General features: G+C 33.3%; 21 protein-coding genes. 1 reads left to right on the top strand and 20 read right to left on the bottom strand.

Annotation, left to right across the window (positions count from 1 at the left end; translation table 11 throughout):
- Positions 1-50: 50 nt before the first annotated feature.
- The 15 genes from BUR17_RS11265 to BUR17_RS11195 form a co-directional block, all read right to left on the bottom strand.
- The gene (locus BUR17_RS11265) at positions 51-1,040 is read right to left on the bottom strand and encodes an endonuclease/exonuclease/phosphatase family protein (RefSeq protein WP_074230477.1); all 990 of its coding nucleotides are present in this window, start codon (positions 1,038-1,040) and stop codon (positions 51-53) included.
- 6 nt (positions 1,041-1,046) lie between these two features.
- Complete coding sequence (locus tag BUR17_RS11260; RefSeq protein WP_074230476.1) at positions 1,047-1,778, bottom strand: rhomboid family intramembrane serine protease; 732 nt, start codon at positions 1,776-1,778, stop codon at positions 1,047-1,049.
- 4 nt (positions 1,779-1,782) lie between these two features.
- On the bottom strand, positions 1,783-3,561 hold the full coding sequence (mutL, locus tag BUR17_RS11255) for a DNA mismatch repair endonuclease MutL (RefSeq protein WP_074230475.1): 1,779 nt from the start codon (positions 3,559-3,561) through the stop codon (positions 1,783-1,785).
- A 188-nt stretch (positions 3,562-3,749) separates the two neighbouring features.
- On the bottom strand, positions 3,750-4,604 hold the full coding sequence (locus BUR17_RS11250; RefSeq protein WP_074230474.1) for a YoaK family protein: 855 nt from the start codon (positions 4,602-4,604) through the stop codon (positions 3,750-3,752).
- 34 nt (positions 4,605-4,638) lie between these two features.
- Positions 4,639-5,136, bottom strand: coding sequence for a hypothetical protein (locus tag BUR17_RS11245; RefSeq protein ID WP_074230473.1), 498 nt, complete (start codon positions 5,134-5,136; stop codon positions 4,639-4,641).
- 146 nt (positions 5,137-5,282) lie between these two features.
- On the bottom strand, positions 5,283-6,692 hold the full coding sequence (locus BUR17_RS11240; RefSeq protein WP_074230472.1) for a sensor histidine kinase: 1,410 nt from the start codon (positions 6,690-6,692) through the stop codon (positions 5,283-5,285).
- 3 nt (positions 6,693-6,695) lie between these two features.
- Positions 6,696-7,403, bottom strand: coding sequence for a response regulator transcription factor (locus tag BUR17_RS11235; protein ID WP_074230471.1), 708 nt, complete (start codon positions 7,401-7,403; stop codon positions 6,696-6,698).
- Positions 7,404-7,542: 139 nt separating this feature from the next.
- Complete coding sequence (locus tag BUR17_RS11230; RefSeq protein ID WP_074230470.1) at positions 7,543-7,824, bottom strand: hypothetical protein; 282 nt, start codon at positions 7,822-7,824, stop codon at positions 7,543-7,545.
- A 20-nt stretch (positions 7,825-7,844) separates the two neighbouring features.
- Positions 7,845-8,915: a type I restriction endonuclease gene (locus BUR17_RS11225; protein ID WP_074230469.1), complete on the bottom strand. Its 1,071-nt coding sequence runs from the start codon at positions 8,913-8,915 to the stop codon at positions 7,845-7,847.
- A gap of 11 nt (positions 8,916-8,926) precedes the next feature.
- Complete coding sequence (locus BUR17_RS11220) at positions 8,927-9,259, bottom strand: YegP family protein (RefSeq protein ID WP_074230468.1); 333 nt, start codon at positions 9,257-9,259, stop codon at positions 8,927-8,929.
- 5 nt (positions 9,260-9,264) lie between these two features.
- Positions 9,265-9,549, bottom strand: coding sequence for a membrane protein insertion efficiency factor YidD (gene yidD / locus BUR17_RS11215; RefSeq protein WP_074230467.1), 285 nt, complete (start codon positions 9,547-9,549; stop codon positions 9,265-9,267).
- Positions 9,521-9,787: a hypothetical protein gene (locus BUR17_RS11210; RefSeq protein ID WP_074230466.1), complete on the bottom strand. Its 267-nt coding sequence runs from the start codon at positions 9,785-9,787 to the stop codon at positions 9,521-9,523. Before BUR17_RS11210 ends, yidD begins: the two co-directional genes overlap by 29 nt.
- A 119-nt stretch (positions 9,788-9,906) precedes the next feature.
- Positions 9,907-10,572 carry a response regulator gene (locus tag BUR17_RS11205; RefSeq protein ID WP_074230465.1) on the bottom strand — a complete coding sequence of 222 codons (666 nt, stop codon included), beginning with the start codon at positions 10,570-10,572 and terminating at the stop codon, positions 9,907-9,909.
- Between the two features lie 10 nt (positions 10,573-10,582).
- The gene (locus tag BUR17_RS11200; protein WP_143747573.1) at positions 10,583-12,130 is read right to left on the bottom strand and encodes a tetratricopeptide repeat-containing sensor histidine kinase; all 1,548 of its coding nucleotides are present in this window, start codon (positions 12,128-12,130) and stop codon (positions 10,583-10,585) included.
- Positions 12,131-12,288: 158 nt separating this feature from the next.
- Entirely contained in the window at positions 12,289-12,492 is a 204-nt protein-coding gene (locus tag BUR17_RS11195; protein ID WP_143747572.1) for a hypothetical protein, read from the bottom strand.
- A gap of 378 nt (positions 12,493-12,870) precedes the next feature.
- Here BUR17_RS11195 and BUR17_RS11190 point away from each other — a divergent pair, with 378 nt between their 5' ends.
- The gene (locus tag BUR17_RS11190) at positions 12,871-13,701 is read left to right on the top strand and encodes a hypothetical protein (RefSeq protein ID WP_074230463.1); all 831 of its coding nucleotides are present in this window, start codon (positions 12,871-12,873) and stop codon (positions 13,699-13,701) included.
- 33 nt (positions 13,702-13,734) lie between these two features.
- Here BUR17_RS11190 and msrA read toward each other — a convergent pair whose 3' ends face one another.
- The 5 genes from msrA to BUR17_RS11165 form a co-directional block, all read right to left on the bottom strand.
- Positions 13,735-14,295: a peptide-methionine (S)-S-oxide reductase MsrA gene (gene msrA, locus BUR17_RS11185; RefSeq protein WP_074230462.1), complete on the bottom strand. Its 561-nt coding sequence runs from the start codon at positions 14,293-14,295 to the stop codon at positions 13,735-13,737.
- Positions 14,296-14,649: 354 nt separating this feature from the next.
- Positions 14,650-15,615 carry an ROK family protein gene (locus BUR17_RS11180; protein ID WP_074230461.1) on the bottom strand — a complete coding sequence of 322 codons (966 nt, stop codon included), beginning with the start codon at positions 15,613-15,615 and terminating at the stop codon, positions 14,650-14,652.
- 80 nt (positions 15,616-15,695) lie between these two features.
- Positions 15,696-16,904, bottom strand: a complete 1,209-nt coding sequence (locus BUR17_RS11175) for a PepSY-associated TM helix domain-containing protein (protein ID WP_074230460.1) — start codon at positions 16,902-16,904, stop codon at positions 15,696-15,698.
- Positions 16,905-16,949: 45 nt separating this feature from the next.
- On the bottom strand, positions 16,950-19,067 hold the full coding sequence (locus BUR17_RS11170; protein WP_074230459.1) for a TonB-dependent receptor: 2,118 nt from the start codon (positions 19,065-19,067) through the stop codon (positions 16,950-16,952).
- Positions 19,064-20,269: a PepSY-associated TM helix domain-containing protein gene (locus tag BUR17_RS11165; protein ID WP_074230458.1), complete on the bottom strand. Its 1,206-nt coding sequence runs from the start codon at positions 20,267-20,269 to the stop codon at positions 19,064-19,066. The genes BUR17_RS11170 and BUR17_RS11165 overlap by 4 nt, the downstream gene beginning before the upstream one ends.
- Positions 20,270-20,356: the final 87 nt, after the last annotated feature.

Genomic DNA, 20,356 nt, shown 5'->3' with positions numbered 1-20,356 from the left:
GTAACAAAAATTCTGCCAATCAGCGTTTTATGAAATTTAAATAGTTGGTTTTATTCAATTTTAAAAGTAGCAATCACCGGAAAATGATCAGAAAGATTTACGGAGCGATCAACTTTATAGCTAACCGGTTTTATAGATTCTGAAGTAAAAATATAATCTATTCTTAAGGGGTATTTGTAATCATGAAAACTGGTTCCACTTCCTCTGCCTACTTCGTAGAAAGCATCTTTTAATCCTTCTGAGGTTTTATAGTATTCATAAGAATTAGGAACGGCATTAAAATCTCCTGCAACAATTACAGGGTAAGGAGAAGCATCAATACTTTTTCTGATAATTTGAACTTGTTCTTGGTGCGATTTAAAAGTAGGAATTAAGCGCTTTACAATATTCTTTACTTTTTGCTCATCTTCCTCGCTGTTTCCGTTAAGTTTAACCATACTTTTTACAACACCGAAAGATTCTAAATGAACATTTATGACACGATAGATTTTATCTCTAATTTCAAGGTCTACTTGTTCGCACTGTACAGTTATATCTCTATTAGGAAGACCTTCAAATAGATTTTTACGGGAAATAATTTTATAATGTGTGTAAAGTGATATTACAGGAATACTATCCTTTCCGGTAAGGTTTTGAAGTTTTAATTCTCCTCCGTTTTCTTGAACAAAAACTAGATCTGCTTTTTGATGATCAATATAATCTTGTATTTTATCTTTACCTAAAGTACCTCCTTTTATATTAAACGTAAGAATTTTAAGGTTTGCTGTTTCTTTACTTTCAGAAGAATAATTAACCCATCTCTTTACAGGATTTAAGAAAAATAATCCCAAAAACATAAAGACAAATGCTCTTTTTTTCCAGCTGAAAATCCAAAAGAACGTGAGAATAACATATCCAATAACTAAAATAGGAAAGCCTAAAGACAGTAAATTAGACCAAGGAAAAATTTTCGGTGGAATATAAGCATTCAGTAAAACTCCTGTTAACAGAAGTAATAATCCTAAATGCAGTATGAAAAGTATTAATCGGAAAATTTTCACAAGATGTTATTTGAATCTATATAAGTGTTTTTTCCAAATTTTAGCTAAAATAAACCCTACAATTGCACCTCCAACGTGAGCTAAGTGAGCAATTCCACCAACGCTTCCTGTAACGCCTAATCCTATTGAAACGATAATAACAATTGGGAGAACATATTTTACTTTTACGGGAATGGGAATGAACATAATTCCAATTCTTGCTTCAGGATATAAAGTTGCAAACGCAGCAATAACTCCAAAGATTGCTCCGGATGCACCAACCATCGGTATTGAAATAATATTTTTTAAGTCTTCTAATAATCCCTGTTGGGTAATAATAGCCGCCGAATTTCCTTTGAATTGAACAGATTCTCCTGCTAAATAACCATTAATGTCAAACCCAAAACTTTCTAAACTAGATTTGATTTGCTCAACTTCAACAAAATTCCATAAATTAAATAAGAAAAATGCACCAAGCCCACTTAAAAAATATAGTATTAGAAATTTTTTGTCACCCAAGCTTTGTTCCAGTATCGGACCGAAGCTGAAAAGAGTCAGCATATTAAATAAAATATGCATAAAACTTCCATGCATAAACATATGTGTGATTATTTGCCAAGAGTGAAAAAAGGGTGAGAATGGATAGAAAGCTGCTAAATATGCATTTACTTGATTGCTGTTCAGAAGAGTTACTACAATAAATACAACTACATTTATTATAATGATATTTCGGGTAAGTGGCGGTATATTATTAAACATCTACTTAAAATTTATTTTTAAAATCATTAAACGGAACCTCATAAAAACATCTTTTTCCGTTAGGTAAAAATTCTGGGAAGCCCAATGCTGTAAAATCTTTAATCAATTGTTCAGCATCTGCTTTATAGATAAAATCAAAACGGGATTTCGACTGCATTTTGTTCCACTGATTCTGGTAAAACTGTAAAAACTCTTCCTCAGTTTTATATTCTAAAACTTCAAAAAGATTTTCCAGAAATTTCATCACCTGAGATTCTTTCAATCCTTCAGGAACTGCATCAATACTTAAAACGCTGTCGTGATTGATGCTCATTTCAAACCCAAGTTCTGGAAGATATTTTTTTATCGCTTTGTACTTGCTCTTTTCAGTCTCGTTCATATGATATTCCAACGAAAACAAGAGAGACTGTCTGTTTGTAGATTTTTTTGATTTTTTATTGCTTTCTGCCACCAAAAGACGATGCATTCTACCCAGATCGAGCATTAATGTAGAATCTCCTTTATTAAAAAGCCAATATCCGTTGGGAAGTCGCATCAAATCTTCATCAAAATCTTCATCTTCAAATAAATTGATTTTTGAAGGCTCTGCAGAAATGTTCTGATGATACATTTTTGTAAGATTCTGAATTTCTATTTGCGGATTTCCCCTTTCTTCCAAAAAAGGATTGTAATCTCGGTCTACAATTATTTCAGGCATTTTGAGATTTCCAATGTTGTTGCTTTTGCTGGGAAAGCTTTTCTGCATCATTTCATCAAGTTGGGGATCTCTTTCGAAATCTAAACTTGGTGCAATATTGTAAATTCCTAAAGCACGTTTGATGGTAGAACGGAGCAAAGCAAAAATAAGATGCTCATCTTCAAATTTTACTTCTGTTTTTTGAGGATGAATATTAACATCAATTTTTTCAGGATCTAATTCAAGAAAAAGAAAAAATGTAGGAATGTATCCAGGTAAAAGCAATCCTTCAAAAGCTTCCTGAACGGCTTTGTTGAAATATGGACTTTTAAAAAATCTTCCATTTACAAAAAGGAACTGTTCGCCACGGGTTTTCTTAGCACCTTCCGGTTTTGCTACAAAACCATGAAGTTTACACCAGATAATATCTTCTTTTATAGGAATCAGCTGTGGATGAAGCTTTCTGCCGAAAATATCAACAATTCGCTGCATCTGAGTTCCTTTTCTTAATTTAAAAATAGGCTCATCATCATGAAATAATGAAAATTCTAAACCTTCGTGAGCTAAAGCAACACGCTGAAATTCATCAATGACATGACGAAATTCAATATTATTATTTTTTAGAAACTTTCTTCTTGCCGGAACGTTATAGAAAAGGTTTTTAACTAAAAAATTAGAACCTTCCGAAGTCTGCGTTGGTTCCTGAAACTGGAAAACTCCGCCTTCAATGTAAATATTGGTTCCTAATGCAGTGTCTTTTTGTTTAGTTTTTAATTCTACCTGAGAAACGGCAGCAATAGAAGCCAAAGCTTCACCACGGAATCCTTTGGTTGCTATTTTAAATATATCTTCAGTTCCTCTTATTTTTGATGTGGCGTGTCTTTCAAAAGACATTCTTGCATCGGTCTCAGACATTCCTTTTCCATCATCAACAACCTGAATAAGGTTTTTCCCGGCATCTCTTATAATCAGCTCTATTTTTGTAGCTCCAGCATCGATAGAGTTTTCCAAAAGCTCTTTTACAATAGATGCAGGACGCTGCACCACCTCACCGGCTGCGATTTGGTTGGCTACATGATCGGGTAAAAGCTGAATAATATCTGACATAAGTGGGTAATGAACTTACAAAAATAGGCAAAGCAAATAAGATTTAAAACAGTAAAACAATGATTTAAGATTAAGTTATCCCTAACTTTTACACAATCCTATTAAAAAAAGCCCCTAATTGTATAACAATTAAGAGCCCCAAACTAAGTATATACAATTTGTGCTGTCCAAATTTTAATCAATGATCGTCACATCATTTTTTCTTCTAAGACCAGTTTAGATTTTTCCGGTCGTTTTTGTTTCATTACCACTTCGGCGCTTCCATGTATTCTGTCGTACAAATAAGCCATCAGATTGGGTTTTTTATAGATTTTCGAATATCTGTAGCTCGTATAAAAGTGTCTCAGATGAATTTTATAAAGATCATATCCGATAACGACTACCAAGCAAACGCTGATTACATAAAATACGCTGAATTCCAGATAATAATAAGTCAATCCTGAAAACACTGCTCCTGTAACATAAGCCAACATGACACTTGATAAAAGCTTTGCTCTTGCAATCAATTCCGGGTTTTTTCTGTATTTTTTGTGCGTAAACATAGACATCAGAATCCCCAAGTCGGTTGTTGTTCCGGTAAGGTGGGTTGTTTTTACCAAAAAGTTGGAAATACTCGCCGTTAAACCATTCTGTAAACCGGTTGCAAAAAGCATTAAAGCGACCAGATATTCTGCTTCTTCCAGTGTTTTCTGATAATAAAACTGTCCGTAAATTCCTACTGCCAAAAGACACAAAATCTCCAAAACAATCGGCATTGCGTGTGCAAAATATTTACTTTTTCTGTTGAAGTTGATAACGAAAAAATTGGCGGTAAAACTGCCGAAGAAGAATAGGAAGATCCAGGCTCCGACAACGGCAACCTGATTCCAGTTTCCTTTGCTTATTTCTGCTGCAAAAACGGCATAATGTCCCGTTACGTTTGAGGTAAATGAGAGAAATATTAATAGAGATGCAATATTTATAGTTCCTGCCGTAAAGGCAGTCAGCGTCCCCAGTTTTATGTTGTCTCCCAACGTCCTGCTGTTACTATAATTTCTTAACATTTTACTTAAATTTTAAATAGTTTATTTAAAGTCATTAAACTTCCACAAAAACTTCCGCCAATCTGCCTTTTTCTGGCATAAATTGAGGAGTTCCGAATACCATTTCGTGAGACGTCAATTCTTTACATTTTTTGATGTAAGGATTCAGATCGAATTTTCCTTTGGTATTTTTATTTTTAAGCGAAGGCGAATAGTATGCTTCTGTAATTTCTTCAGCTTTCACATAATTATTGAATGCTCTCTGGAAGCTTCCTGAGAAAACGTCGCATACAATTTTGTGAACCAGATGCGGATATTTATTAACGATAATTCCGTATGCATCACAAAATTCCTGAGTTCTTATTTTACTGAAAATAGTAGATTTTGTGGTAAAAAGAAGATCTCTGATAGAATCTCCCATGTCGTAACCCGATACCAATAAAATTTTGTATTGAGTGTCATTTTCTTCTGCGTTTTTCTCTTTTAAAACTCTTTTTAAAATATTAAGAGACTCAAGAGAATAATCTGTTGCTATTAAAATGGTTTTGATCATATCTTTAGATTTAGTTGTGTAACATCTTTTTGATGATACAAAACTATATCTGTAAGATTAGAAGACCTTTGGAACGAAATTAAAATGTAATTAAAGAGATTAAAATGAGATTAGAATTTCATTTTAAGAAAAGCTTCTTTTTGAAGCTAAGTTGGATTTTCTTCCTTCTGAGTACCGTAAATCGTAGGAAAACGCATTTGTACAGTTGTTCCCTGATTTTCGTGTGAGCTTACCAACAATTCTCCGTTGTGCATTCTCACAATATTTCTGGCAAGAGGAAGACCGATACCATAACCTTCATAATTTCGGGTATTCGAAGCGCGGAAAAAAGGATCGTAGATTTTATTCATTTCAGATTCAGGAATACCGATTCCGTTATCTTTGACGATGATGTAAAGATCTGTATCTGTTGCTCCTAAAGAAACTTTTACCTGTTGATGATTAGAATATTTACAGCCGTTATTGATGATATTGGCAACCGCCAAATGAAGAAGCTGCTCATTACCCTGAACTTTCAGTTTTTTAGGATTATCAGGAAGCATGCTGATGTCAAGATAAATATTGTTTCGGGAGTCGATTCTTCTTAAAGTTTCGATAACATCCCATAAAAGCTGATCGATTCTTACTTTATCGATTTTCTGAATTCTGCCATCAAATCCGGTTTGTGCAATTAGTAAAAGTGCTTTTATTTTTTTATCAAGCTTTTCGGCTTCATCCAAAATTATTTCGAGCGTTTCTTTATATTCTTCTGCCGTTCGGTTGATAGAAAGTGCAACATCAGCTTCGCCCATAATCGAAGTAAGCGGTGTTCTGAGCTCGTGCGAAACATTTCCAATCAGGTGATTTTGAGTTTCAAAAGAGGTTTCAATTCTTGTCAGCATCGTGTTGAATGTTTCAACCAATTCATTTAATTCTTTATTATCCGGTTGAGGTTCAAGTCTTAAATGCAGATTTTCAGAGCTGATTTCTTTTACTTTTCCAGTGATTTTTAAAATTGGCTTGAATAAAGTTTTAGAAAGATAAAAAGAGAAAATCATGCTGAAGAATATCGAAAGGATCATACATGTGATCAATGTTCTTTTTAAAAAACCAAGATAATGAACCACGTAATGGTTTTTTGCCGAAGCAATTGCGATATAATCTTTGTTTTGATATTTGAAAGTCTGACCGATATAATAAAATTCAGAATCGTTGTAATTGGCTTCACCGGATCTGATGATATTTTTAAAAAATGTGTCCGGAATATGTACTTCGTGCGATATTTTTTTGAAATTAGAATCTGTAGGAATTGCAAAAACATAGTCTCTTTCCATCGGAAGTTCTTCATCATTCCTGCTGTTGAGAATATAGTTTTCGGGAAGGTCAAGGTGTTCTTTGCTTTTCTCGATCTGCACAATCGTTGTGGTACGGATTTTCAGCAATTCATAAAACCTCTGATGCGAAAAATTAACAATAGAAAAGTACACCGATCCACCAAAAATCAGAATAACGGTTGTAAAAACAACCATCAAAAGAACCATCGTTTTGGTTTGATTGGTAATGACTTTATTAAACATTTTCTAAGGTTTTTTTAAAACATATCCCATTCCGATTACCGTGTGAATGAGTTTGCTGTCTTCCTGATTATCTATTTTTTTTCGTAAATAATTGACATAAACATCCACAACATTGGTTCCCAATTCATAATTGACACCCCAAACTGCATCTAAAATTTCAGCTCTTGAGATCACTTTTTCAGGATTATTGAGGAAGTACATCAGAAGTTTGTATTCTGTAGAAGTTAAAGAAACCTCTTCACCTGCTCGAATTACTTTTTTGGTGTAATCATTCACGATTAAATCTGAAATCTGAAAAACATGCTCGTTATCGATTTCGTTTTCAGTTGCATCTGGAGTGTTGATTGGGTTACTTCTTCGAAGAAGAGATTTTACTCGAGCAACCAATTCGATGAATTTAAAAGGCTTTACAAGGTAATCGTCACCGCCGTTTTCTAATCCTAAAACAATGTTTTCAGAAGTTCCCAATGCCGTTAAAAAAAGAATAGGAACATTTTTATTGGTTTTTCTGATCTCTTTGCAGACATCCAGTCCGTTCATTTCGGGCAGCATAATATCGAGAATGACCAAATCGAAATCATTTTCCTGCACCAGATTGACACCGGTGAGACCGTCAAATGCTACAGAAATTTCATATCCTTTTTCCTGAAGTCCTTTTTTAATAAAAGAGACTACGCTGGTTTCATCCTCAATCAGAACAATTTTTTTCATAAAAATAGTGAACTTCACAAAAATAGGAAAAAGATTATAAACGGAAAATTCTGTTTTTTGATCTTAATTCAACAAAAAAGACGAATATAAAATTCGCCTTGAGTAATATATGGAATGTGTTTTTAGTTTAAAAAAATAATTAATTACAACCTGAACAATATGATCTGTCAACATATTTTTTGCTGTTTCCTGTGTAATAATAACAACCACCTCTTTCCCCGACATATAAAGTACGACCGTTATATGTGCAGTCTTGTCTTGTAGAAGCTGTTATTGTTCTTTTCTGTTTGCTTTTTTTACTTTTCTTTTTTGGTTTTGTGTTTGAAAATTCTGTTTTAGCAGTTGAATTTTCTTTGGCTAAAAAGTTAGCAGGTAATAATAATCCTAAACCTAAAAGGCTTGTAAATAGTAGTTTTTTCATGGTTTTAATGTTAATTTATTTTAGTTATAATTTTCTAATGTTTTCAGAAGCTCTGCCTTGTAATTATATATTTCATCCAGATTATTCAGTAAAATCTTTTCTCCGGCTTCTTTTCCGTTATGAAATGTTTCGAGATATTTATTTGCGGTATTAAAATGTAATCTGCAAAGTGGTTTTCGATTATTATCGTCGAGTAAAATCCCGAAATAGGATAGTGTATCTCTGTAAGCAATCCTTGAAGAAGGAATTTTTTCTCTTAAAATAGCTTTCACAATCTGAAAACCTTCCAGCTCTTCTTCTGTAGTTACAATTTTAGAATCATTATTCTCGTCGATGGATTGAGATGTTTTTATATCATCATCCTGCTTTTCAATCTGCTCATTAATGCTTAATGCAGATTTTAGTCTGAAGCTGATTGATTCATTAATGGAAGTTGTCAACGCTTTTTTTGCATATTCTTTAAACGAAATCATTCGGTTTGCGGTTAAAGGCTTTTCAAAAAAGCGGTTGACCAATAGTTTGACCAATTCATCAGAAGGATTTTCAATCTCTTTTTCAAACTCTTTTCTGATGGCTTTGATGTATTTTAATGCTTCTGCAGAATCCAGGATGCTTTCAAGGTTGTAATCTTTCTTGGTGAAACTTTCCAGAATTTTAATCGAACTGTCTTTTATATCTTCAATATTGATGGTGAAAAAAGGCTTTTCATCCATAATATTCGGTTTTTCAAGATCTGTGTAGAAGTTGTAAACAATTCCGTTGGTAAGAACTCCAAATCTCGTTTTCGAAACATGGTAATATCTGTGAAGCTGAGAATTGTGTGCATCTGCACTTTCTTTCCAGTGTTTACATTCGATAATAAAAATGGGCTCGTCATTATTTTTAATGACGTAATCTACTTTTTCGCCTTTCTTAGTTCCAATATCGCAAACGTGTTCCGGAACGACTTCTGTGGGATTGAAAATATCATAACCCAAAATCTGTATAAAAGGCATTACAAAAGCATTTTTGGTAGCTTCTTCTGTAGTGATCTGCTCTTTTAACCCAACTACTTTTTGATGTAATTGCTCAAGTTTAATTTTAAGATCCATAATGGTGTTTTTTAAAAAGTTTCATCAACGATTTCAGCGGTTGGAGCATTGGTTTTTACAGAATCAATTCCGATTTCCATGCTCGATTTTGAACTGTAATACTGGCTTTTTCCAATGATTTCACCGTTTCTTGCTTTCAATACGAAGTAATCTTTTACGTTTACAGCAACTCTTCTGTCGTATCTTGAATCATCCTGTGAATTGATTCTTACAGATTCAATTCCTTTGTGGCAGTTTGCTTTTGTAGTGTAACCTTCGCTGGTTAAAATGATTTCTCCGTTTCCGGCTTTCAGATTAAATTGATATTCATCATTTTTTCTTTTGCTGATCGTAAATTTTCCCATAATTGTTATTTTTTTATAAATCTTTCTGAAATTTCTTTTTCATCAAGAATTTGATTATTTAGTAAAATGATTTGAAGTTTTCCTGTTATTGGGTTTTCAAAAATTTGAGCTCCTGATCTACAATTTTCAAACCTATATTTAAGAGCTTTTAATCCTGAAATAATTCCTTTACTTATTGTTTCTTCATAAACATGTTTTGAACAACTCTTTCTGAAAATGCACTTTCTTCTTTTTGAAGCAGGAATTATAAACCAATAAGATTTAATGATTAATAGTAGAAGATATTTCATTTGTTTCTTTTGTAAAAACAGCTACTTGATAGGATGTCATATATCCGGGTTTTTGCTGACCGATTCCAAAACAACCTTCTACTGGTTGAATGTAAGTTGAAACACTTTCCAGTCTCAAATATTTCCAACCTAATTGAGATTGATCCTTTATTAAACTTTCTAATTGTTGAGCGATAATACTTGAACTTATGTTTTGTTGTTTTGCAGTTGCAACAAACGGGATTACTTTATATTCCATGATTGTTTTTGTTTAATACTCCAAAAGTATAAACCTTTCAAAACCAATCCTTACGGGAAACCGTAAAACAAAAAACCTTTCAAATTATTGAAAGGTTTCGAATAGTTAATTAAAAGAAATTATATAATTCCTAAATCTTTGCAGAAGGCAACCAATTGCTCGTTGTTGCTTATTCCCAACTCTTCTTTCAGAGTATTGAGTTTCTTTTCAATACTGCTCAAACTGTTGGGTTTTATATTGTTGTTTTGTAGAAATACCGGAATATTTTTTTGTAAAACGCCTTGAGAAAGTAAAGAAACTAAGGTAATATCATACGTTGTGAACTCATAATTATTCAGTTTTTTTACCTCTTGCTTAAGATCAAGTGAAAGATAATTTTCATTGTTATAAACTGATGTAATTGCTTTTTTCAATTCTTTAGAATCGTGTCTTGCTTTTCGTACATAACCGTTTATTCCGTAATCATTAAAAAGAGAATCGATTATTCCGGATTTGTGCTCAGCAGAAAATACAATAATTTTTAAATCTGGCTGTTCTTGTCGGATTGCAGAAATCAATTCACGGCCGTCTTTTAGTTTTTGAGGATGATGATCTTCTTCATAATAAAGATCGGTGATGAGTAAATCATAAGGTGTTTTTTCACGAATGGCTTTCTGAGCTTTTGCCAATGCGTCATCACAATAATAGACATACTCAAAATTATCAAAATTGAGATCCTCTAAAGTTTTCTGTACTGAAAAATTGATGCTTTCGTGGTCTTCGGAAATTAGAATTTTTTTAAACATTGTTATCTTTTTAAGAAACTGGAAATGAAATATTGACCTTCAATCCTTTTTCGGTTTTGGTTTCAAAAGTAATTTTTCCGTTGATGTTTTCTATACGGGAAACCGTATTTGATAAACCATTTTTAAAAATTAATTCATCAGAAATTCCAATTCCGTTATCAGCATAGTTGATGTTGATGAGGTTGTTTATTTTTTCAAACTTAAAAACAACGTTATTGGCTTCACTATGCTTTTTCATATTTACCAAAAGCTCACGGATAATCTGATAAATCTCCGTTTGAGTGGATTTTGTAACGTTTTCCCAAGTTTCTTCCTGATTTCCGACGGTAAAAGTATTGATCTCATCATTTTTAAAAGAAGCTACGAGTTTTGAAATTTTTTCATTGAACTTTTCATCATGAGAATCAGGATTTTCGTAGGAAATATCTCTGGATTTTTCATAAACAAACTCCAGTTCGTCAAGTGTCTGTTCTTTATTGAAATCATTTTGGTTTTCAATTTTTGTCATCACCTGATAAATTCCGTTGGCTACTACGTCGTGTACTTTTTTGGATGTTTTAAGTTGTTGTTCTTTTAATTTGTTTTCGGATTCTAGTAGGAGTCTTTGTTTTCTTTTTCTATACCAAATGAATGTCCCTATTAATGCTAAAACTAAAAATACAATTCCTATAATTTGCTGAAAGTTTTTTGCTTTTAGCTCCTGATTTGCTCGTTTTTGTTTTTCAACATCAAATTTTATGAGACCAAATCGTTGAAAATCATTGTTGCGCGAATTTTGGACACTGTCTTTTAGTGAAGCATATCTACTAAAATTTTGTGAATATTCTTTAGAATCTAAAAGTATTATTTTGTTTAGAGCTTCTAATTGATCATCGGGATTTTTATTTTTCAGAGCAATTTTATACATTTTATTTATATAGAATAAAGATTTCGCAGGATTTTTTTTAAAATAAAAATCGGCTAAAGTGGCAAAGCTTGAAGTGATTTCTTTATTGTCTTTTTGTCGTATTCTGATTTGTAAAGCTTTTTCTAACTCAGGATATGCATCATAGAATGGGTTTTCTGAAAAATTAGCTTTTGCAAGGTTATTTAACGCACGAGCATAATCTATACTGTCATTTGTTTGTAGGGCTATTTTAAAGTAAGATTTAGCTAGTTTATTATTTTTTTGCTCTAAATAGGTGTCTCCAATATTGTTATAAAAAGCTAATGAATCTGTCTTTTTCTGAGATTTTTTTATAGCAAGTTTATAATAATCAATTGCTTGTGAGTAGTTTTTTAAATTTTTAGATGCAATTGCGATAGAATTATAATTGCTGGATGCAATTTGTAATGCGATGCTGTCTTTTTTATTCTTTAAAAGTTTTTCTGCTTCTATAGAATTACCAATACTTGAATGGTAATCACCTTTGTTGCATTCTATAATAGCAATATTTACAATTGCTCGGGCAGCTTCAGTATTGTTGTTGTTTTTTAGTAATTCTTCTTTAGCTCTAACATAGTAAACGTAAGCTGAATCTTCATTTGCAGAATCTCTAAACTTTACAGCTCTATTCAAATTGCTATTTTCTTGAGAAGAATTGTTTTCTGTTTTTTCCTTACAATTTATTAAAATCAATAAGGTGAATAAAAGTAATAAGAATTTTTTCAAGGTTAGTTTTTTCCGAAAATTACAAAAAAGAGAGTAATAATTAATTACTCTCTCAGTTTATTGAATTATGGATTTGTTGATGGGTCTGTAAATGGAGGTTTCTGTCCTGTGTTTCCACTTGTTCCTCCATCTTCACCTAATCCAGTTCCCGGAGTAGTTCCTCCTGAGTTCTGTACCGTTATAGGGTCTTGGTTATTATCGGTGTTTGTTGTATTTGCATTATTATTTCCGAATGCTAAACCTAATAGCATTAATATTAATTGGATCATTTCCTTTAAATTTTTGAAGTTGAAATTGTTTTTCTTCCTCTCGCAGATACTTTGATCTCGAGCTGTACACGTTAAATTTCGAAGCGCTTCTAAATTTTTGGGAAGTGAACCTTCAAAAACGGAAGAGAAACATCTGCTTCCCAACCCGGAGTTTTCTTCCGTTTTATCAGGTGATTTTAGAAATCAGATTAAATGTTTTGTTTTTGTAATTGTTAGTTTGTCACTGATTTCTGAGGCAAAGATGGGGTAGAAAAGAAAGCAAGTGTTAGACAAAGTATGGACATCGATGGACATCGGTTATGTCTATTTATATTACGGGAAACCATAATGTTATGTGATTGAAAATCATTTAATTTGTAATGCCTTTAAAAACTAATTATGTCCAAAAGAAAATTATTAATCAATGAGGTATTTAAAAAAGCCAAGGAAGATTCAGGAAAGACTTCAAAAAACGGATTAGCATCTTTTTTATGGGTGTATTTCGAGGAGCATTTAAATTTTACAATTTCAGAAAGAACTTTTGTAAGGTATTACGAAGATTATGTATTAGGACATTATGAAAGAGATATTGAACCTGAAAAGCTTGATAAATTAAGCGAATATTTAGATTATAAAGACTTTGCTGCTTTCTCCAGAACCTTCATAAAAAAAGATAATGAAACCAATAAGACAACGGTAAAAATAAGTGTTGATAAAGATGAAGAATCTCTCAGCGAGAAGTTATCCAATATTATTATCAATATAACGAACGAGCAAAATTTCAAGATGCCCGAATTCATGAAGAAAAATGGAATGGGAATTATGGAAATTGCATTTTTAATATGTCTTACAACTGGTAGTATTGCTTTTTCGAAAAAACCTAATACACAAATTCCGGGAAAGGGTTTTGCCGGAATTTTAGATTCACAAATTCATTGTATGTATTGGGATAAAAGTGAATATAAGCCGATAGATTGTCAGGATAAAAACCCGGTTTACAATCATAGAATTCCTTTTGATTATGAAAGGATGACGTATTTTAAAAGAATTGAACGGAAAGATACTTTAACGGTAGACAATGCTTATGGGAAGGTTTGGTATTCGAAATATAACGGTGAAGTAGATTTTTTTACAGATGATGGAGTTGATCCGAATAATGGAAGAGAATTAAGAAAAGCAACAGAATATATCATTGATAAATATGGCGGAATTCAGGAAGAAGCGCAATAAAAAAAGCGAAGAAAAATCTCCGCTTCTATATTTTTACTGTGAATCTGTTTCCAGCATTCCCAACTCTCCAAAATATTTTTTGAACTTCTGAATTTTTGGTCCTACAACTGCGCTGCAATAAGGCTGTGTCGGGTTTTCATTATAATATCCTTGATGGTATTGTTCAGCTGGCCAGAATTTTTCAAATGGTGATAATTCTGTCACATAAGTTCCAGACCATCTTCCTGATTCTTGTGACGCTTTGATGGCTTCTTCAGCTTTTGCTTTTTCAGCTTCGTCTTTATAATAAATGACAGAACGATATTGAGTTCCGATGTCATTTCCCTGTCTGTTTAGTTGAGTAGGGTTGTGAAGGAAGAAAAATACATCCATTAATTGCTCATAAGAAATAATTGCAGGATCATAGGTAATTTCTACCACTTCAGCATGACCGGTTTCACCTGTGCAAACTTCCTCGTAGGTCGGATTATCTTTATGACCTCCGGAATACCCTGAAATTGCAGATTCTACTCCTTTCAATATATTAAAACAGCTTTCTACACACCAAAAACATCCGCCACCAAAAGTGATCTGCTGAAAATTATTTTTATCCATTTTTAAATTGATTGTTTTGTTTAAATATTCTTCTTTTAAAACTTTTATAAGCTTTGAAAAACGAAATCAAAATTATGAAAAAGTTTCTCATTTAAATAAGATTTTAGCCTTTAAGAATAAATGATAACAATAGATTTCACAAATTATTAGAATGTTTAAGTCAAGAAAAATCAACAAATCTATTTGCCACGAATGCACGAATATTTTAAGTAGATATAAAAAACATTCGTGAATTCGTGGCAAAAAATATTTTTCAGAATAATAAAAAATCTGTAAAAAACAGTGTAATTTGTGGGAAATAAAACAAAAAAAGCACCCTAAAAAGGATGCTCAATATTTTAAATTTAATTCAGATTATTTTTCCCAAACCAAAGCACTTGCGCCAAGAATAGCTGCATCTGCTTCATCCAGTTCACTGAAAACCAATCTTACTTTGCTTCTGAAAATAGGAAGAAGGTTTCTTTCCATATGAAGTTTGGCAGGTTTTAAAATAAAATCCCCGGCTTTAATTACTCCTCCGAATAATAAAATAGCTTCCGGTGAAGAAAACATAACAAAATTAGCTAATGCCTCACCTAATTTCTGACCGGTATATCTGAAAACCTCAACCGCAACGGGATCTTCTTTTAATGCACATTCGTGTACAGTTTTAGAATTAATTGCTTCTTCCGGATATTGATTAAGCATAGAATCCGGGAATTCTGCTCTCATTTTTTTTGCAGTAATGGCAATACCTGTCGCCGAAGCATAAGCTTCTAAGCTTCCTTCAGAACCGGTACTCCAATGTTTTCTACCGCCTGGTTTTACAATCGTGTGGCCCAATTCTCCGGCAAAACCGTCGTGACCGTAAATTAAATTTCCGCCAGAAACAATTCCGCTTCCTACGCCGGTTCCCAAAGTAATCATGATAAAATCTTTCATTCCTCTTGCTGCACCGTACATCATTTCACCTAAAGCTGCTGCATTGGCATCGTTGGTCATTTTACAAGGACTGTTGAATTTAGCAGTCATTAAGTCTGCAAAATTGATGATCCCTTTCCAAGGAAGATTGGGAGCGAGTTCTATTGTTCCTCTGTAGTAGTTTGCGTTGGGAGCTCCTACACCGATACCTTCAATTCCACCTTCGCAATGTTCATCAATCAATGGCTGAATCTGCTCGTGAAGAGCATCTACAAATGCTTCAGGCGTGCTGTATTGATCGGTTGGCAAAGAACCTTTGGTTAAAATCTGACCTCTGTGATTTACAAGACCAAACTTAGTATTGGTTCCACCGATATCGATACCTAATGCAACCTCTTTTGACAAATCTACTACTGACATTTTCTTATTGTATAATTTCGAGGCAATAAATTTATAAAAAAGATTGTATTAATAGTTATTAAACCTAACTTATTTGGAATTCAGACCGCTTTTTTGGTTTTTTTTCTTCTTCCCCACCATATTAAAAATCCGGTTACGGGAAGTGAAGCACAAATTAAGCTTACAATAAATGCAATGATTTTGGTTGGTAGTCCTAAAATAGATCCTACGTGAATATCATAATTGGCGGCCACTGTTTTTTCACCAAAGTTTTTATCTTCATGATTGTAGGTGTGCAAAAGTTCACCCGAATTTTCATCAAAGATCAAACTGCTGTTTTTATGATAAGAATAAGAAAGATGCTTTACGAAAACAGAGAAATTAGGATGCTCATGATCATCCATGTGTGGATGTCCCAAATCGATTGCAAATCCGTAAGAGTCTGGATATTTTGCCTGAACGGTATGAATAACCTTATCTAAAGTAGTTTCGTTTCTAAGTTCTATTGGTGCTTTGGTTGTGATGTGCGAAAAGTCAGGATAAACCGTACTTCCTCCAGAAAAAACAAAATAGATCATCGCCTGAACCACAAAGAAAGCATAAAACAAACCTGTAATCGAAAATATTAAAGCAAAAATAGAAGCATAAAACCCTAAAACATTATGAAGGTCGTAATTCTTTCTTTTCCAACTTTTGATATTTTTCCATTTGAATGAAAAGCGTTGTTTTCTGGCGGCTTTATTTTTAGGCCACCACAAAATAATTCCTGAAATCAACATAATGATGAAGATAATTACCGGAATTCCCACCACATATTTTCCCCAGTCCTGTTTTAATAAAAAGCTCCAGTGAATAGATTTTACAATGCTGAAAAAACCATTTTTCTCATCATAAGTTTTCAGAACTTTTCCTGTATAAGGATTTACATACGCTACTTTATAGATAGGAAATTCGTCAAAATAATTCCAGGCTGCGGTGTTGTGTTCGTACCAGTAAAACTGATAAGACAATTTTTTGTCTATAGGAACATTCACCCAATGGATTTTATATTTTTCCTTAAGCTGATCGTCGACCATTTTTTCTAAAACACGAATTGGCAGAATCTGCTTTTGTGCAATGTTTTGCTCGTTGTGATAGATAACATCTTTACGGGTGAAATTCTCAACCTCGTCTTTGAATACAAACAAAGTTCCGGTGATGGAAACAATAAATATAATTAAACCGATGGACAGACCAAGCCACAGATGCAGTTTGCCTGTCCATTTTTTGAAAAGACTTGGTTTCTTTTTATGGTGATGTTTTTTCTTCATAGAAAATTGCAATGTGCAAATATAAAATAAGTTTATTTAGATTAATTAAAATCTATATTCAATCATGAAGGTTCCTCTCATTCCCAAAGCATTTACAAATTCAGAATCTCTGGCGTTCCACCATGCGATTGCTGGTTGATAAGTAGTATTGAAGAGGTTTTCTACTCCTAAAGAAAGTTTCCAGTTTTGATTGATTTCGTAATTAGATTTAAAATTAATTATCGTGTATTCCGGAACTCTTCCTTCACCATAAGCATACAAACCTGTGCTTGCATTGGGACTGAATCTGTCTTGCTCAAAAGAATGAAGCATATCAAGACCTAAAGAAAGCGATTCTGTTGGTTTTACCTGAACGTAAGCCAAAATTTTTGGTGCGGAAATTCTGCTGTTGTTTACTTTTGCGGAATAATCACCGTCATCTTTAAGCGAAGTAATCCCTTCTAACCAGCTATAACTTCCACCGAAATTAATCCATTTTGCAGGTGTGAAATGCAAGAAACCTTCAACACCATACACTACTTCAGGAGATCTTTGAATGGTAAAAGCTCTGTCTGCACCCTGTACAAAAGATGCTCCCAGTTTTGAGGTGCTTACATAAGATGTTACTTCATAGTTTAACCAATTAGAAATTTGTCCGGTAGCGCCCAATTCATAATTGTTGACGATAATTGGTTTGGCTTCTATTTGGGCAAGGTTACTTTGTGTAGATGTTCTTAAAATTCTTCCGATTTCGTTGATAGAATACGACTGAGAGAAGCTTCCGAAAAGATTAATCTGGTTATTGATATTATAACGAAGACCAATATTCCCTACCAAAGCATTATATTTTAAGTCTCCTCCGGTTACAAAAATACTTTTAGTGAAGGTTCCGTCACTTTTTACTGAAGAAAGTGTGTTGAAATCACCCACATTTACCGTCATATTTTCGTATCTCAGACCTCCTTTAATCGTTAATTTTTTCAGTAAATCAATTTTTAATAAAAGGAAAGGAGCAGTGTTGATCATATCCATATCCGGAGTCCAGTATCTTCCGTCTTCAAGTTTTTGTACGGTTTTATCGTTGAGTAAATCTAGACCGTAGATCACTTCTGCCTGAGAATTGTTGGCAGACCAAAGTTGGGTGTCAAAATTGATTCTGGCTCCCATTTTTTTAGAAATAATATTCGACTGTCCGCCTCCAAAAAACGTATCGCTATATCCGTAAACTGTTCTGAAGTCTTGCATATAAGCATTAACATTCAATGCTGTAGAACCCCAGAAAAGATTTTTGTTGTCGTAATTTATTCTGTAATTATGGTTACGTGGAGTTCCTTGTGGAGTGGTTTCTAGACTTTTGCCTTCACCTTCACCAATGGTAGGAGTAACGCCATATTTTCCGGTTTTTATACCTAAATTTAAATCAGATTTTGATGCATAACCCATGTAAGAAACCTCGATTCTTTGGTCATCATTAATATCGTAACCCAGCTTCAACAATCCATTGTAATTGTTCATTTGTGCTGTGCTGTAAGTTGGGCTTAGCATTACGCCATCGCCATCTTTTGCATCACCGGTTCTTTCATAAGCCAAAGACGCCACGTAGTCGAATTTTTTTATTTTACCTGATAAAAGCTGACTGGCTCTGAAACCTAAAGTTCCGCCATAAGGTTGTCCGGTAATACCTACCTGAGAAGTACCTGATATTTTTTTATCTGTTTTGTTCCTTTTAGTAATATAATTGATGATACCACCATCTGCACCATTTCCGTAAATCGATGAAGCTCCTTTTATTACTTCAACTCTTTCTATAGCTGAAGGATCGATCGATCTGATGTCTCTTGCACCGTTTCTTAGTGGAGTAGACTGTGGAATTCCGTCAATAAGTACCAAAACCTGTCGGCCTCTTAAAGTTTGTCCCGAATTAGAAGTCTGTCCTGAACTCGGTCCTAAACTCGGGACAGTATATTGAAGAATATTAGAAATGTCTGAATTAACAGTCAACTGCGACTGAATTTGTTTTTCGCTAACAATCGTAATAGAACTTGGTATTTCTTTGATGCTTTCCTTTTTTCGGGAAGCTGTAAGCACTACTTCATCTACATTTTTTACTTTTAAACTGTCTTTTTCCTGTGCAAAAACAGCAATTGTGCTAAGGCAAGCTACTGATAAAAGAGCCTTTTTCATAATGTTTTCTTTCCTTGTTTTTTACGTTTTCCCCACCATACCAAAAAACCGGTTACCGGTAATGAGGTACAAACCAATCCTGTTACAAACCATAAGATCTTTCCGAAGATCCCGAAGTATGACCCAACATGTATGTCATAATTGGCATTGGCATATTTTTCAGCGTTTGTTAATTTCTGATGAGGTTTATTTGATAATAGTTTCCCCGAATATTTATCGTAGAACAGCTGGTTTCTTTCGCTATATCTACCGTCTTTACCATATGTGGTAACGGGAATATTTTCAAGTTCTTTTCCTTTTTTGTTTTTTCCGTTTAAAGGAATTCGGAAACTTGATGATTTTGAATATAATTTTTGAGTTTGAAGAATCGTAAGATCAAAAACCGACTTGTTTTTTGCTAAAAGCGAATCTGGTGATTTAATTGTCTTTTCTTTTGGAAGTTCTAATGAACCGGATAATGCAAAATTAAATGCGTTTTTCACCCACGGATAAGCAAAATATAATCCTGAAAGACTGAGTAATAAGGCAATAAACGAAGCATAAAACCCTAAGACATTGTGAAGGTCATAGTTTTTTCGTTTCCAGGTTTTTACGTTTTTCCAATCGAATGAAAAACGACCTTTTCGCATTTTTTTGTTTTTGGGCCACCAAAGAATAATTCCTGTGATGAGCATAATGATAAATAAGACAACCGGAATTCCGACCACATATTTTCCCCAGTCTGATTTTAAAAGTAAACTCCAATGGATGGATTTCAGGATAGGGAAAAGGTCGTACTTTTCGTTATAAATTCCTAAAATATTACCATTGTACTGATTGACATAAATAAGTTTGTTGATCTTTACTTCATCAAAATAATTCCACGCCTTTTTGTCTTTTTCATAAAAAAGAAATTTGTAAGATTTACTTTTATCTAAAGGAATTTCAACCGAACTTACCGGATATTTTTCATTGAGTTCTAAAGTGATTTTTTCTTTTAAAACTTCAATAGATAAAGGTTGTTGCGTAACCGTTTCAGCTTTTACATATTGAGCATCTTTTCTTAACTGATTTTGAATTTCATCTTTAAAAACATACATTGTTCCCGATAAAGAAACAATGAAAACAATGAGCCCTACAGATAAGCCAAACCAAAGGTGCAGTTTACCCGCCCATTTTTTATAGACGCTCGGTTTCTTTTTATGATGATGCTTTTTTTTCATGAAATTTTTAAGGATGCGCAAAGATAAGTCTTTCTGTTTTTATTTAGATTAATTATAAAAAGGGTTTTTGATCTAAATAAATCTGCC

Origin of the sequence: Chryseobacterium scophthalmum (genome assembly GCF_900143185.1) — a bacterium.
In the GTDB taxonomy this organism is placed as follows: Bacteria; Bacteroidota; Bacteroidia; order Flavobacteriales; family Weeksellaceae; genus Chryseobacterium; species Chryseobacterium scophthalmum.
Note: the sequence above shows the minus strand (reverse complement) of the source record. Positions and strands in the feature narration are given on the sequence as shown.